This window comes from Pseudomonas fitomaticsae (genome assembly GCF_021018765.1).
Lineage (GTDB): Bacteria > Pseudomonadota > Gammaproteobacteria > Pseudomonadales > Pseudomonadaceae > Aquipseudomonas > Aquipseudomonas fitomaticsae.
Map to the genome: position 1 here is coordinate 5,154,864 of NZ_CP075567.1, position 14,822 is coordinate 5,169,685.

A 14,822-nucleotide genomic window follows, 5' to 3' on the forward strand; every position below is an offset into this window, starting at 1 on the left:
CTCAGAACTAAAAACACTGCGAAACCCTGTGGGAGCTGCGGTGCGACGTTTCGACTTGCCAGCTCCCACAGGTTCCGCGTAATGACTTACAGGTTCAGGATCATCTCGTGCCACGCCATCCCGCCGTGGTCGGACTCGGACGGTTTGATGTAGGCAAAACCGAATCCGGCGTACAGCGGGATGTGCCGTTCCTTGCACATCAGGTGAATCGTCGCTTTGCCTTGGGCGCGCATGCGTTCGATGAACTCGCCCAGCAGGCGCTTGGCCAGCCCCAGGCCCTGATAATCCGGGTGCACCACCACCGACATGATCACCACGTTCGGCCCGGCCGGGTCGTGGCCGATCAGTTCCTTGAACGCCTCGTCAGACATCTGCACATCAAACGCCGCGCCGGAGTTGATGAACCCGGCCACCTGCCCGTCCACCTCGGCGACGATGAAACCGTCCGGCCAGGTGGCAATGCGCGTGGCGATCTTCTCGCGGGTCGCAGCTTCGTCGCCTTCATAGGCGAGGGTTTCGATGGCGTAGCAGCGATCCAGGTCGGCGGCGGTGACGTGGCGGATGACGGTGTTCATGGCGGCTCGAAATCAGTGGAAACAAGGCCGCCAAGGATAAAGGAATAAGGTGTTCATATCGATCCGCACGGGCGGCGTAAAGCCTGCGTATAAGCGCTTTTCTTCGGATTCGGGACGGTCTATTTCTGATGCCTGTCTCTGATCACCCGAGGGGGGAACCGTTTATGAGCAGCGTGGAAATCGGTTTGTTGATGGTGTTGGGCATCAGCTTTTTCGGCTTCATTACCTTGGGCATCGACCTGTTGCGGGCACGACGGATCAAGGGCAAGTGAGGCTCGACCGGCAGCGCGAAGCGGGTTCGCGCTGCCGGTTGCCGATCAGGTTTTCTTTTCCACCGGGACGCAGATTTCCAGCTTGCCGGTATTGGTTTTCGGGTTGAAATCGGCGCTGTAGCGTTCCAGTTCCGGGGCGTTGAGCCCTTTGTAGTCGGATGCCGGCAGCCAGGTGTTGTAGATGTAATCAATGGTCTGCGGCAGCTGATCCAGCGAACCCTTGTGTTCGAACACCGCGTACTGACGCGGCAGGACTTCGATCCACGGATACTTTTCCTGCGGGAAGTCATCCAGCTTGCGGATTTCGACACCGGCCATGTAATCGAAACCGCCGTTGCCGTCGAAATTGCTGCAAACGCCGTAGGTCACTTCGCCCTTCTGCCCCGGAATATTTCCGATGTGCGGGATCAGTTTTTCCCACAGCGCAGGGATGTCCTGAACAGTCTCTTTGGTAAAACGATCGCGAAAACCTGCAATCAGCAGGAAGTGTCCATGTTCGAAGCGAGGTTCAGCCACTTCGACGCGTTTTTGCTCATCCATGACTCGACTCCTTGAACGAAAAAAGTGGGTTCGGCTGGGAGTATAGAAGCCAAACCCGATTCGCACATTTACAGCGTATGCAGGGCCTCGGCGGCGCCTGAACCGACGAACTCGTTATAACCGGATACGATCACGTAGACCGCGAAATAGCAGAAGATCGCTGCAGATGCCAGGTAGGAATAGCGCAACAGTTTGTCGCCGAGCAACTTGCCGCCATGGCTGGCGGCGAAGCACAGGCCCGCCGACCACAACAGCCCGGCGCACAGGAATCCGCCGAGGAACAGCGCCGAGCTCAAAGGACCGCCACCACCGGAACGGGCGATCAACGTGCCGCCCACTGCCGCGAACCAGAGGATGGCGCTCGGCGACGACATGGCGAGAAAAATCCCACGCAAGAACTCCTTGCGATGGGAGTTCTGGCCGACCTCGGCGGTCGCCGCCAGTTGCGCCTCGTGGTGGATCGCCGAATAGATCATCTTCGCCGCGAAGTAGATCAACAGCGCCGAACCACCGATCCACAGCACCCAGCGCACGGTTTCGTATTGCAGCAGAACGGTCATTCCGGCCAGTGCCAGCACCGCGTAGATCAGGTCGCCAACACAGGTGCCGAGACCCAGCGCGAAGCCCTGAAAATAGCCGCGCTGCATCGCCAAAGTGATCATCGCGATGTTGGCCACGCCGATATCCAGGCACAGCGAAAGGCTCAGCAAGAAGCCGCTGGTGAATTCCATTAACCGATTTCCTTGGGAAAAAATTGTTGTCGTGCACGCTGGACAGTCTGCCATCGCTGCCCTTATCTTCCGCCACAGGTCACCGCAGTGACCAGCGTCGCTCGGACGGTTCCGGGCGCTTACGTTATCCGAGGCAACAATGGCTGAACAAGGTTCGCCGCGCCGCTTTGCGCGCATAGATCGACTCCCCCCTTACGTTTTCAACATCACCGCCGAGCTGAAGATGGCCGCCCGACGTCGTGGCGAAGACATCATCGACTTGAGCATGGGCAACCCCGACGGCGCCACGCCGCCGCACATCGTTGAAAAACTGGTGCAGGTTGCCCAACGCGAAGACACCCACGGTTACTCAACGTCCAAGGGCATTCCGCGCCTGCGTCGGGCGATTTCCAACTGGTACAAGGAACGCTACGAGGTCGAGATCGACCCGGAAAGCGAAGCAATCGTCACCATCGGTTCCAAGGAAGGCCTGGCGCACCTGATGCTGGCGACCCTGGATCAGGGCGACACCGTGCTGGTGCCGAACCCGAGCTACCCGATCCACATCTACGGTGCCGTGATTGCCGGCGCCCAGGTGCGGTCGGTGCCGCTGGTGCCGGGCGTGGATTTCTTCGCCGAGCTGGAACGGGCGATTCGCGGCTCGATCCCGAAACCGAAGATGATGATCCTCGGCTTCCCGTCCAACCCGACCGCGCAGTGCGTGGAGCTGGATTTCTTCGAGCGGGTGATCGCCCTCGCCAAACAGTACGACGTGCTGGTGGTGCACGATCTGGCCTACGCCGACATCGTCTACGACGGCTGGAAAGCCCCGTCGATCATGCAGGTGCCGGGCGCCAAGGACATTGCGGTGGAGTTTTTCACCCTGTCCAAGAGTTACAACATGGCGGGATGGCGCATCGGCTTCATGGTCGGCAACCCGGAATTGGTCAGCGCCCTGGCGCGGATCAAGAGCTACCACGACTACGGCACGTTCACCCCGCTGCAGGTGGCCGCGATTGCTGCGCTGGAAGGCGATCAACAGTGCGTGCGCGACATCGCCGAGCAATATCGCCAGCGCCGTAACGTGCTGGTCAAAGGCCTGCATGAACTGGGCTGGATGGTCGAGAACCCGAAAGCCTCGATGTACGTCTGGGCGAAGATTCCCGAAGCCTACGCGCACCTCGGTTCGCTGGAATTCGCCAAGAAACTGCTGGCCGAGGCCAAGGTCTGCGTCTCGCCGGGTGTCGGCTTTGGTGAGTACGGCGACGATCACGTGCGCTTCGCGCTGATCGAAAACCAGGACCGGATTCGTCAGGCCGTACGCGGGATTCGCGGGATGTTCCGGGCCGATGGTCTGGTCACCAAATCCTGACGTCAATCCGGACACAAAAAAACCGCATCGATGCGGTTTTTTTGTGCCTTGCGTTCGAGGTTAAACGAACAGCGACAACAACAGAATAAAGCCCAGACCCACCACCGACAGGATGGTTTCCATCGCTGTCCAGGTCTTGAAGGTCTCGGCCACGGTCATGTTGAAGTACTGCTTCACCAACCAGAAACCGGCGTCGTTGACGTGGGACAGGATCAGCGAGCCAGCACCGGTGGCCAGCACCAGCAACTCGCGGTTCACGCCCGGAATCATCCCCACCACCGGCACCACGATGCCCGCGCCAGTGATGGTCGCCACGGTGGCCGACCCGGTCGCGATACGGATCACCGCCGCCACCAGCCATGCCAGCAGGATCGGCGAGATCTGCGCGCTGACCGCCATGTGGCCGATCACGTCGCCCACACCGCTGGTGACCAGCATCTGCTTGAAGCCACCGCCGGCACCGATGATCAGGATGATCGCGGCGGTTGGCGCCAGGCTCGCGTCGAGCCATTTGAGCATCTGCTGAGAACCGATGCCCTGCTTGTAGCCGAAGGTGTACAACGACAGCAGCAATGCCAGCAGCAGCGCCGAGATCGGGTGACCGATCATGTCCATCCAGGTGCGGAAGAAATGACCATCCGGCAGTGCCACGTCAGCGAAGGTTTTCAGCAGCATCAGGAACACCGGCAGCAGCACGGTGACCAGGGTGATGCCAAAGCTTGGCAGGTCCTGCGAGTCCGACTCACGGGCCAGTTGATCCACCAGTTCCTGATTCGGATGACCTGGAATGTGCTTGGCGATGAACGTACCGAAGATCGGACCGGCGATGATGGCGGTCGGCAGCGCGACGATCAGACCATAGAGAATGGTCTTGCCGATGTCGGCACCGAACACGCCGATGGCCAGCAGCGGGCCCGGGTGCGGCGGCACCAGGCCGTGCACGGCGGACAGGCCGGCGAGCAGCGGGATGCCGATCTTGATGATCGACACACCGGTGCGGCGAGCGACGATGAACACCAGCGGAATCAGCAGCACGAAACCGATTTCGAAGAACAGCGGAATGCCCACCAGGAACGCGGCGAACATCATCGCCCACTGGACCTTGTCCTTGCCGAAGGCGCGGATCAGGGTCTGGGCGATCTGATCGGCACCGCCGGATTCGGCCATCATCTTGCCGAGCATGGTGCCCAGCGCGAGGATGATGCCGACGAAACCGAGCACGCCACCGAAGCCGTCCTGGAACGCCTTGATGATGGTGCCGATCGGCATGCCGGACGTCAGGCCGAGGAACGCGGCGGCGATGGTCAGGGCAATGAAGGGGTGAATCTTGAATTTGGTGATCAGGACGATGAGTCCGATCACCGTGACCACTGCATCGAGCAGCAGATAGGCGTCATGGGACATGCCAAACATGAGGGGGTGTCTCCTGGTTTGTTGTTGTTATTAAAGCGGGTTAATCAGAAGCCGTAAGGACAGCGCTATCTTCGCAATCACACTCATACTGCCTGTTTCAGGCCATGGGCCTGCCACCAGACGTGAGCTTGCGACGCCAGTTCTTCAACACTGTGGACCGAAGCATTCAGGGCCAGGGTCAACGGCTCGCCCTTGGGCGACTCGAGGGTGGCGAACTGGCTTTCGATCAAGGTGGCCGGCATGAAGTGGCCCGGACGGTGGGACACACGTTCGGCGGCCACTTCCGGCGTCAACTCAAGGAACACGAAGCCCAGGCCCGGCAAGGCGCTGCGCAGACGTTCGCGGTAAATGTGCTTGAGGGCCGAGCAGGTCAGCACCGGGCGTTCGCCCAGGGCATCGACGCGACGCAGTTCGTCGCACAGGCTGTCGAGCCAGCCGGCACGGTCTTCGTCGTTCAGGGGGATCCCCGCGCTCATCTTTTCGATGTTCGCGGCCGGATGGAAAGTATCGCCTTCAATGGCAGTGGCGCCGCTCAATTGGCACAGGGCCTCGCTGACGCACGTCTTGCCGCAACCGGCAACGCCCATGATGACCAGGGCGGTGATGGGATGATTCATGTAACACCTCAGCGCGCAGACAGCGCTACCTTTGCTAGCTATGACTCTAGTGCACAGGCAGAAGTTGCCGACGCCTTCTTGTCGTTTTTTTGGGTTGCAGCAGGTTTGTTCCCGACGCCAAAAAGCGAGGATCAGGCAGGACCTCGCTTACGCATTTGCAGCTGCATAAGGACAGCGCTACCTTAGTGCCTTGATTTTTGTTTGGCAAGCCGCCCGATGACCACCCCTAAAAACGATAAAAACACCCGCACCACCGGCCGTCCCACCCTTAATGAAGTCGCCCGTCTGGCCGGCGTCAGCCCGATTACCGCCTCCCGCGCCCTGCGTGGGGTCAGCACGGTTGCCACCGAACTGGTGGAAAAAGTCCAGAAAGCCGCGCTGGAACTCAACTATGTGGTCAACCCCGCCGCCCGCGCGCTGGCCTCGGCCCAGAGCCATTCGGTGGTGGTTCTGGTGCCTTCGCTGTCCAACCTTTTATTCATCGACACCCTGGAAGCCATTCATCGGGTGCTGACGCCCAAAGGCTTCGAAGTGCTGATCGGCAACTTCCACTATTCCCGCGACGAAGAAGAAAACCTGCTGCGCAACTACATGGCCTATCAGCCACGCGGTTTGCTGCTGACCGGCTTCGACCGCACTGAAAGCTCGCGGCGGATGATCGAGGCCAGCAACATTCCCTGCGTGTACATGATGGAACTGGACAGCGCCGCCGGGGTGAACTGCGTCGGTTTCTCCCAGCTCAGCGCCGGCGAAACCGCTGCCGAGCATTTGCTGTCCCGTGGCCGCAAGCGGCTGGCGTACATCGGCGCGCAACTCGATCAGCGCACGCTGCTGCGCGGTGAAGGCTTTCGCAAGGCGTTGCAGAAGGCCGGTCGTTATGACCCGGATCTGGAAGTGCTGACGCCGCGTTCATCGTCCGTGGGCCTGGGCGGCGAATTGTTCCTGCAATTGCTGGCGGCGCATCCGGACGTCGATGCGATCTTCTTCGGCAACGACGACCTGGCTCAGGGCGCCCTGCTCGAAGCGCTGCGCAACGGAATCAGGATCCCCGAGCAAGTGGCGATCCTCGGCTTCAACGACCTGCCGATGTCGGAACACATGGTGCCGCGCCTGAGCAGCATCAACACGCCGCGTGAAGCGATCGGCAAGCGTGCGGCGGAGCAGATGCTGACGCTGATGGCCGGCAACAGTGTGGCGCGGCCGGTCGAAGACATGGGCTTCGAGCTGAAGATTCGCGAGAGCACCTGACTCAACCGCCCAGCAACTTCACGAGAGCCAGCGCGCCCTTCTGCAACGGCTGGCTCTTGAGCCACACCGCGTGCACCGGCAGCACCAGGCCGTTTTCGATATTGCGGAAGTTCAGGCGTTTCAGCCGTCCGCTATCGAGCCACGGTTGCACCACCGACAGCGGAAAATTCCCCCAGCCCAACCCTGCCTCGACCATCTCCAGTGCCGTTTCCAGGTTGTCGGTGCGCCAGTGGGATTCGGCCACCAGCGGCCGGGTTTCGCTGATCGGCAAATCGCGACTGCCGACGAGGATCTGCCGCACATGCACCAGATCCTCGAGAAACAGATCCTGCCCCTGCAACAGCGGGCTGTCCGCCGCCAGCGTGGCGATCATCCGTTCACTGCCGACAAACTGAAAGCGCTCCAGCACATTCACGCTCAACCCGGCGAACGCCAGGCACACGTTGATACGACCGCTGTGGAGCATCGCCAGCACGTCGTCCTGCGGCGCGGTCAGCACTTCAATGTCGAGCAGCGGATGGCGCCCGCTGATCACTTTGATGGCCGCCAACAACCGTCGACGATCAATATCCGCCGCCACGCCGATCGACAACTTGCTCTCCAGCCCCAGCGACAACTGCACCGCGTGCACCTGCAATTGCTTGAGTTGATCGGCGATCAGCCGCGCATGGGGCACCAGCGACAGCGCCATTGCCGTGGGTTGCGGTTCGCGGTGACTGCGATCAAACAGCGAGTAACCGAGTTCGGCCTCCAAATTGCCGATGGCCATGCTCACCGCTGACGGGACTTTGCCCAATGCTCTGGCAGCGGCGGAAAACGAGCCGCGCTCAATCACGGCGAGAAACAGTTCGATGCTTTCGCTGTTGAAATTCACTTCACACACCTATCAATAAAACTGAAAGCTTCTGACTTTTTCTGTCATCGCCATTGAAGCTATCTTTCGTCGCCTTCGCCAGCCCCACTGGTCACAAGTCGCAAGAAAGAGGCAATTCCCCATGCAAGGCGTCAAACGCAAACTGGTCTATGTGTCGCTCTATGAAGTGATCGGCATGACCTTCTCGGCCCTCGGCCTGGCCCTGTTGTCCGGCACCTCGCCCGGCAGCACCGGCCCGCTGGCGGTGATCATCACCACCATCGCCGTGACCTGGAACTTCATCTACACCTCGCTGTTCGAGCGCTGGGAAAGCCGTCAGGTGTCGCGCACCCGCACGGTAAAACGGCGCATCGCCCACGCCGTCGGCTTTCAGCTGACGCTGATCGTGTTCCTGATTCCGCTGATCGCCTGGTGGATGAACATCAGTCTGGTGCAAGCCTTTTTGCTGGATCTGGCGCTGATCGTGTTCATCCCTTGCTACACCTTCGCGTTCAACTGGCTGTTCGACCGTGTGTTCGGATTACCAGCGTCTGCGCTGCCCGATCCGACGCCCGCGACATAAATCGTTAATTGGTAAGCGGATATTGCAAGAAATCGGCGGTTTTACTGCGCCAACCGCCGATATAAACAATCCTTGATTTCCGATAGCAGGCTAAGCTTTTCCATCAATAAAAAATGGATCAGCCCATGACTGCACACGCCCCCGCCGCGCAACGCGACGGCATCGACCCGATACGCGCCGCCGAGATTTCCGCCCGCATCGACCGCCTCCCGGCAGTCGCCACGATCTGGCGGCTGGTGGCGCTGCTGTCGATCGGTGGTTTCTTCGAACTCTACGACCTGTTCCAGACCGCCTACATCAGCCCCGGCCTGATCCGCGACGGCATCTTCGCCACCGGCAATCAGGGCGTGTTCGGTTTCTCCGATCAGGCCGCATTCGCCTCGGCGACGTTCCTTGGCCTGTTTCTCGGCGCCAGCCTGCTGAGCCCGATGGCGGATCGGTTCGGGCGGCGGGCGATCTTCACTTTCGCGCTGGTCTGGTACACCGTCGCAACAGTGCTGATGGGCGTGCAGAGTTCGGCACTGGGGATCATCTGCATGCGTTTTCTGGTGGGCATCGGCCTCGGCATCGAGCTGGTAACCATCGACGCCTACCTCTCGGAACTGGTGCCCAAGCGCATGCGCAGTTCGGCGTTCGCCTTCGCGTTTTTTGTGCAGTTCCTGTCGGTGCCGGCGGTGGCGCTGATGTCCTGGTGGCTGGTGCCGCAGGCACCGTTCGGGGTGTCCGGCTGGCGTTGGGTGGTGTTGGCCAGCGCGGTGTTTGCGCTGTTCATCTGGTGGCTGCGCAAACGTCTGCCGGAGTCGCCGCGCTGGCTGGCCCAGCATGGCCGGTTCGATGAGGCGAACCGGATTCTCGACGACATCGAGGCGCGCTGTGAGAAGGATCACCGCCAGCCACTCGACGCACCGGAAGCCGTAGCGATGGACGTCGAAGGCAAGGGCCGTTTCGCCGACATCTGGCAGCCACCGTACCGCCGCCGCGCGTTGATGCTGATTGTCTTCCACATCTTCCAGGCCATCGGTTTCTTCGGCTTCGGCAACTGGTTGCCGGCGCTGCTCTCAGGGCAAGGCGTCAGCGTTACTCACAGCCTGATGTACGCGTTCATCATCACCCTCGCCTACCCGCTCGGGCCGCTGCTGTTCGTCAAATTCGCCAACCGCTTCGAGAACAAGTGGCAGATCGTCGGCTCGGCCCTCGGCGCCATGACCTTCGGCACTCTGTTCGCATTGCAGACCAGCGCCTTCGGCCTGATCTTCTGCGGCGTGATGATCACCTTCTGCAACGCCTGGCTGAGCTTCAGTTATCACTCTTATCAGAGCGAACTGTTCCCCACCAACATCCGCGCCCGGGCCGTGGGGTTCTGCTATTCGTTCAGTCGTTTGTCGACGGTGTTCAGCAGCCTGTTGATCGGTCTGTTCCTGGACCACTTCGGCACGCCGGGCGTATTGGCGTTTATCGTCGCCAGCATGCTGATCGTGATGCTGACCATCGGCTATTTCGGCCCCCGTACCCGCAACCTGGCGCTGGAAAATATCGCGCATCGCTGACAAACGACGGTCATCCTCTGCCGCCCACCGGCAAGGGATGACCGCTTAGTCTGTTCACTTAAAATCACAAGTCATTGAAATAAAAGGACTTATTCGATAGGCACGGTATTTGCTGCCCAGGACTGACAGTCATTACCTACAGGTCATTCATCATGTTGGTCAGTGCAAAACAACAGCAAATCATCCACCTGCCCAAGCAGCTGAATGACGATGCAACCGCCACCGCAGCGGCCGGCCTGCAAGGCGGACTGCACGGCGCGATGCTGCAGACCCTGCAAAACCAGGCCCAGGCGCAAAATGCCGAAGCCACGTCCAAAGTGCAGGAATCGGCCACCCAACTGGCGACCCAGCAAGTCAGCGAAGCCACGCGCATCAGCGACAACGTCGACGAAGCGTTCGCCAAGACCCGTGTCGCCCTGCAAACCTCTGATACTTCGTCGACCAAATCCACAGGCTCATCGGCCCTGGACGAGTTCAAGGACTACATGAGCAAAACGCCGGAACAGCGTCTGCGCGACAGTATCCTCAAGGAAATGGGCCTGACCGAAGACGACATCAAAGCCATGCCGCCGGAGAAACAACTGGCCATCGGCAAGGAGATCGCCGAGCGCCTGCAAGACAAGATGAAGTTGGCCGAGGCCGAGAAGCAGAACAAACAAGACGCCAACTCGGCGAAGATCAGCGACGAGTCGGCTGACAAGTTCCTCGCTTCGCTCTGAAGAATGGTGCAAAGAGAAAGGATCCCCACAGGGATCCTTTTTTTAAGCCGTGAAACCGTCAGTTCAACTGCAACGTCTCGTTGAACTGACTGATCGCATCCACCACATGCCGCGAGCCCTGCTGAATCTCCCGAATCGCGTCGCCCGCCTCGTTCGCCAGTTCCACCCCGAGCCCGGTGCGGCTCAGGCTCGACTGCATGCTCGACACAGCACTGAGTGACAACTCGTGGTTCTTGCGCACCACATCGACGATCTCCAGGGTCGCCTGACTGGTCCGCGCCGCGAGGCTACGCACTTCGTCCGCCACCACCGCAAAACCACGCCCGTGCTCACCCGCCCTTGCCGCTTCGATGGCCGCGTTGAGCGCCAGCAGGTTGGTCTGGTCGGCAATTCCGCGAATGGTCTGAACGATGGTGCCGATGATGTCCGACTGCTTGCTGACGGCATCGATGCTCAGCGCCGCTTCGTTGAGGTCGCGGGAAATGTCCTGAATGATCTGCACCGTTTGCTGCACGACCTGTGAGCCTTTTTGCGCACAGGCGTCGTTTTGTACCGACGTGCTGTGGGCCGATTCCGCAGCGGTCTGCAAGGTGGTCATCTGGTGGGTGATGTCGCTGGCGAACTTCACCACTTTGTACAACCGGCCCTTGGCGTCGAACAACGGGTTGTACGAGGCTTCGAGGTACACGGTCTGCCCCGACTTGTTCTTGCGCTCGAAACGATGCGAGTGATATTCGCCGCGATTGAGCGAGGCCCAGAACGCCTTGTACTGCGCGGACTCGGCTTCGACCCGATGACAGAACAGGCTGTGATGATGGCCGACGATTTCGTTGAGCGAGTACTGCATGGTCTTGAGGAAGTTGTCGTTGGCCGTGATCACATTGCCTTCCGGGGTGAACTCGATCACCGCCATCGAACGGCCGATGGCGGCCAGCATGCTTTCTTCTTCTTTTTCCTTGTTCACGCGGGCGGTGATGTCCGCCGCCACTTTAATCACACTTCGGACCTGTTTGTCCGGGCCATACACCGGCATGTAACTGGCTTCGAGCCAGATCTCCTGACCGCGCTTGTTCAAGCGCAGGAAAGTGCCGCTGATGGGTTCGCCACGGGCCAGGTCACGCCACAATTTGGCGTATTCCTCGCTGCGGTAAAACACTTCTTCACAAAAGACCCGGTGATGTTTGCCACGCACTTCCTCGGCGCTGTAGCCCATGGTCTTGCAGAAGTTGTCATTGGCATCCAGAACGATGCCCTCGGGGGTGAATTCGATCATTGCCATCGAACGGTTGATCGCCTCCAACTTGGCGTTGGCTTCAGTCAGGGCACAGCTGAAACGTTCGATTTCCTGCAGATCAGCCTTGTGATGTAGGTTGAACATGTCTCGATCACCTTCCGCGCGTTCTTTTGATTTGATGAAAGTTCAGGTCTTTCAGAATCCACCACTACGTTCCACAGAACAGGCACACGCCTTCCTCCACGGGAGGAAGTTGTCAGGTGATAAACGATGATTAATCGGAGAGTCCATGCAGCGACGCTCTAATCAAGACATCCTTCTCTTGATAGCCCGCGGGCGGGCCATTCCTAACATGCAGAAGAACTTCCATTTAAGAACAGCTCCTTGTCGGTCAAGTGTCGGTGCCTTGGATTGCGCACTCTGGCAGCTTTGTTCTCGGCTAACCGCTTGCGGTCGAGGCGCATTGGATGGCGGTCGACATAGTTAGTTATGAATGAGCATAGACAGCGCAAAGTCTTGCGCAAGGCCACTAGTCGGCCAGTACTGAGGGAATTCGGACAGGAAACGGACAAGAAACGGTTCAGCGGCGAGGAGTGTTGGTTGCCATTGCGACCGACTCGCAATGGCAACTTTTGAAACGACACAATTATCGGAAAAGTACTACAGACTCCCACTGACTTTATTCGCCACATCACCCGGCACCCAAGGCTTCCACACTTGCGGCTGATCGCGCAAAAACGCTTCGGCAACCTGGCGTGGTGGCTGGCGCTTCTCGCTCATCCCGGCCAGGGTCTGGTTCAACAGATCGATCGGCAGATCGACTTTTTCAAAAAACGTTACCAGCTCCGGATACTGTGCCTTGAACGGCGCCGACACACCAATCGCCAGGCTCGCCGGCATCGAGCGGGTGCCTTTCGGGTTGGGGTTGTTGGCATCGGCCAGGGTTTTCCAGGCTTCGGCGTCGAACGGCGGCTCTTCCAGCTTCACCAGTTTGAAGCGACCGAGCAGCGGCGTCGGCGACCAGTAGTAGAACAGCACCGGTTTGCCGCGTTTGATCGACGACGCCACCTCGGCATCCAGCGCCGCGCCGGAGCCAGTGCGGAAATTGACGAAGCTGTCGCTCAGCGCATAGGCCTTGAGCTTCTGGCTGTTGACGATTTCCGAGGTCCAGCCGGTCGGGCTGTTGAGGAAACGCCCACGGCTCGGGTCTTCCGGGTCCTTGAACACATCCTTGTAGCGCGGCAGGTCGGCCACCGACTTCAGCTCCGGCGCCAGCGGTTTGATCCCGCGCTCGGGATCGCCCTTGATCACGTATTCCGGCACCCACCAGCCTTCGGTCGCGCCCTTCACCGTGTCGCCGAGGCCGAACACCTTACCCTCGGCGGCAGCCTTGACCCACGCCGGACTGCGCCCGGCCCACTCTTCGCCGATCACCTGAATATCGTTTTTCGCCAGCGCCGCTTCGAGGCTGACGGTGCTGCCCGGCAGCGTATCGGTCGGGTAGCCGTAGCCTTTTTCGACGATCAGGCGCAGCACTTCGGTGATGAAGCTGCCGCTTTCCCAGGTGATGTCGCCGAAGTGGATCGGCGCGGTCTTTTCCGCTGCCACGACGTGGCCAGCCGTCAGGGTCAGAGCCAGCAGCGAACTGCCGAGCAGGGTTTTGATCGATCTCATGCGGACCTCTTGTTCTGGGAGGAAATCAGGGTTTGGTTGGCGCTATGGCGGTTGCACAGGGCCTGGGAACGGGTCATGTACAGGCTCACCGAACGCTGGGAGATGCCCAGTTCGGCAGCGATTTGCGGGTAGGTCAGGCCGTCGATGCGCGCCAGCAGAAAGGTCGAACGCACCTTGCCCGGCAGGCGCTGGAGTGTCCGGTCCAGGTGCTTGAGGCTCTGCGACAGGTCGGCGAGTTCCTCGGGAGACGGCGCGTGATCGAGGTCACGTTGTTGCAGTTGGTGCAGATGCCGACGCTCCAGATCGCCCCGCCGCCAGCGCTCATACAGCAGGCGTTGGGCGATGGTGGTGAGCAAGGCGCGGGGTTCGCGGATGGCGGTCCGGCCCGGCGCTTCGAGCAGTTGCGCGAAGGTTTCGGCGGCGATGTCTTCGGCCGTGGCCGCATCATTCGATTGCCGACGCAGACGTGTGCACAGCCACGGGTAATGGTCGCGAAACAACGTGTTCACATGATTGCGATGGGATAAGTCGGCGCCGGACATGGGGGCTCCTTGGTAAAGGGTCGCTGAATGTCCGGTCGTCCGGTGGCGCGATCCTAGCAAGGCGCCTTATGCGTTAAAAATACTTAAAAAGAATTCTTATATTCCATTAGTGAATTACAAGAGACTGCTAGCGCAAGCGGCCATAACCCAGTTCTTCGGCCTCGCGCTGATAATCCAGCAGGATGAGGTAATCGCTTTCGCTGGCGGGCAGGACTTCGGGCAAACCAAGGGTGCGGGCTACATCGGGCAAGTCTTGAAGACTACGGTTCATCGCTCGGCGCAGGTGTTCGATCTGTTCGTCCGTCGTGCTGGCCGAAGTGATGAAGGGCAAGGTCGGGCTGAACGCGCTGCGTGCCACCACCCGCAATCTGCTGACCTCTTCGGCGGCGTACTGCGCCAGGTACGCAAAGGTTACGCTGTCGATGGCCGCCAGATCGGCGCGGTTTTCGCGCAACCAGCGCAGGCTTTCGCGATGACCGCCACTGATGCCGACCGAAGCGAAAAACTGTCCGTCCCGATGCAACGGCGCCAGACGCTGGCGCAACAGGTTCATACCGCTGTTGGAGTCTTCGCTGTTGATCACCCCGCGGCTGTCGAAGAACTCCGCCAGGCTGCGACGCGGATCATCGGCGCGGGCAAGGATCAGGCTGCAATGATTGCCGGCGCTGGCGTCCGGCAATTCGTAGCGCGGACGGCCGACAATCCTCACCTGCCCGCGCAGTGCGGTCATCAGCGGATAGCCGCAGGTCTGGGTCAGCAGCAACTCAGGCGAGCCCCAGAGTTCGAGCAGCGACAGGCCTTCGGCATCGAGCCGCGAACGGCCCAGATGTTCGAGAATCCGCGCCAGCCACTGCTCGTTCGCCGCGCGGATCGGCTCGGGAGCGATGTACATCAACAGCTCTGCGTAACCTGATGTCATGGTC

15 protein-coding genes and 1 pseudogene are annotated in these 14,822 nt (G+C 60.1%); 5 read left to right on the forward strand and 11 right to left on the reverse strand.

The window, feature by feature from the left end:
- Window positions 1-86: 86 nt before the first annotated feature.
- The 3 genes from KJY40_RS23300 to KJY40_RS23310 all read right to left on the reverse strand — a co-directional run bounded on the left by KJY40_RS23300 (window position 87) and on the right by KJY40_RS23310 (window position 2,118).
- A complete protein-coding gene (locus KJY40_RS23300) occupies window positions 87-575 on the reverse strand; it encodes a GNAT family N-acetyltransferase (protein ID WP_230733060.1) in 489 nt (162 codons plus the stop codon).
- 317 nt (window positions 576-892) lie between these two features.
- Entirely contained in the window at window positions 893-1,387 is a 495-nt protein-coding gene (locus KJY40_RS23305) for a GyrI-like domain-containing protein (RefSeq protein WP_207983725.1), read from the reverse strand.
- Window positions 1,388-1,455: 68 nt separating this feature from the next.
- Complete coding sequence (locus KJY40_RS23310; protein WP_230733061.1) at window positions 1,456-2,118, reverse strand: LysE family translocator; 663 nt, start codon at window positions 2,116-2,118, stop codon at window positions 1,456-1,458.
- 139 nt (window positions 2,119-2,257) lie between these two features.
- Between KJY40_RS23310 and alaC the strand changes: the two genes are divergently transcribed.
- Window positions 2,258-3,469, forward strand: coding sequence for an alanine transaminase (gene alaC, locus KJY40_RS23315; protein WP_085606535.1), 1,212 nt, complete (start codon window positions 2,258-2,260; stop codon window positions 3,467-3,469).
- Between the two features lie 60 nt (window positions 3,470-3,529).
- On the opposite strand, the gene KJY40_RS23320 is transcribed toward alaC, so the two are convergent.
- Together KJY40_RS23320 and KJY40_RS23325 are read right to left on the reverse strand one after the other, a co-directional pair.
- Window positions 3,530-4,882, reverse strand: a complete 1,353-nt coding sequence (locus tag KJY40_RS23320; protein WP_230733062.1) for a GntP family permease — start codon at window positions 4,880-4,882, stop codon at window positions 3,530-3,532.
- An 83-nt stretch (window positions 4,883-4,965) separates the two neighbouring features.
- Window positions 4,966-5,499: a gluconokinase gene (locus tag KJY40_RS23325; RefSeq protein WP_230733064.1), complete on the reverse strand. Its 534-nt coding sequence runs from the start codon at window positions 5,497-5,499 to the stop codon at window positions 4,966-4,968.
- A 216-nt stretch (window positions 5,500-5,715) separates the two neighbouring features.
- On the opposite strand from KJY40_RS23325, the gene gntR reads away from it, so the two are divergent.
- Window positions 5,716-6,747, forward strand: coding sequence for an HTH-type transcriptional regulator GntR (gntR, locus tag KJY40_RS23330; protein WP_039766142.1), 1,032 nt, complete (start codon window positions 5,716-5,718; stop codon window positions 6,745-6,747).
- A 1-nt stretch (window position 6,748) separates the two neighbouring features.
- On the opposite strand, the gene KJY40_RS23335 is transcribed toward gntR, so the two are convergent.
- A complete protein-coding gene (locus KJY40_RS23335) occupies window positions 6,749-7,621 on the reverse strand; it encodes a LysR family transcriptional regulator (RefSeq protein WP_230733066.1) in 873 nt (290 codons plus the stop codon).
- A gap of 121 nt (window positions 7,622-7,742) precedes the next feature.
- On the opposite strand from KJY40_RS23335, the gene KJY40_RS23340 reads away from it, so the two are divergent.
- The 3 genes from KJY40_RS23340 (at window position 7,743) to KJY40_RS23350 (ending at window position 10,449) form a co-directional block, all read left to right on the forward strand.
- Window positions 7,743-8,183: a PACE efflux transporter gene (locus tag KJY40_RS23340; protein ID WP_011335585.1), complete on the forward strand. Its 441-nt coding sequence runs from the start codon at window positions 7,743-7,745 to the stop codon at window positions 8,181-8,183.
- Between the two features lie 125 nt (window positions 8,184-8,308).
- On the forward strand, window positions 8,309-9,730 hold the full coding sequence (locus tag KJY40_RS23345) for an MFS transporter (RefSeq protein ID WP_230733069.1): 1,422 nt from the start codon (window positions 8,309-8,311) through the stop codon (window positions 9,728-9,730).
- A gap of 152 nt (window positions 9,731-9,882) precedes the next feature.
- On the forward strand, window positions 9,883-10,449 hold the full coding sequence (locus KJY40_RS23350) for a hypothetical protein (protein ID WP_230733071.1): 567 nt from the start codon (window positions 9,883-9,885) through the stop codon (window positions 10,447-10,449).
- Window positions 10,450-10,507: 58 nt separating this feature from the next.
- Here KJY40_RS23350 and KJY40_RS29805 read toward each other — a convergent pair whose 3' ends face one another.
- The 5 genes and pseudogenes from KJY40_RS29805 to KJY40_RS23370 form a co-directional block, all read right to left on the reverse strand.
- The gene (locus KJY40_RS29805; protein WP_371320920.1) at window positions 10,508-11,047 is read right to left on the reverse strand and encodes a methyl-accepting chemotaxis protein; all 540 of its coding nucleotides are present in this window, start codon (window positions 11,045-11,047) and stop codon (window positions 10,508-10,510) included.
- Between the two features lie 9 nt (window positions 11,048-11,056).
- A pseudogene (locus KJY40_RS29810) lies at window positions 11,057-11,827 on the reverse strand (PAS domain-containing protein); the annotation flags it as partial.
- Window positions 11,828-12,343: 516 nt separating this feature from the next.
- Window positions 12,344-13,357, reverse strand: coding sequence for an ABC transporter substrate-binding protein (locus tag KJY40_RS23360; RefSeq protein WP_230733074.1), 1,014 nt, complete (start codon window positions 13,355-13,357; stop codon window positions 12,344-12,346).
- The gene (locus KJY40_RS23365) at window positions 13,354-13,899 is read right to left on the reverse strand and encodes a sigma-70 family RNA polymerase sigma factor (RefSeq protein WP_230733075.1); all 546 of its coding nucleotides are present in this window, start codon (window positions 13,897-13,899) and stop codon (window positions 13,354-13,356) included. The genes KJY40_RS23360 and KJY40_RS23365 overlap by 4 nt, the downstream gene beginning before the upstream one ends.
- Window positions 13,900-14,026: 127 nt before the next feature.
- Window positions 14,027-14,818 (reverse strand): phosphate/phosphite/phosphonate ABC transporter substrate-binding protein, encoded by a 792-nt coding sequence (locus KJY40_RS23370; RefSeq protein ID WP_230733076.1) that lies wholly within the window; start codon window positions 14,816-14,818, stop codon window positions 14,027-14,029.
- Window positions 14,819-14,822 lie beyond the last annotated feature (4 nt).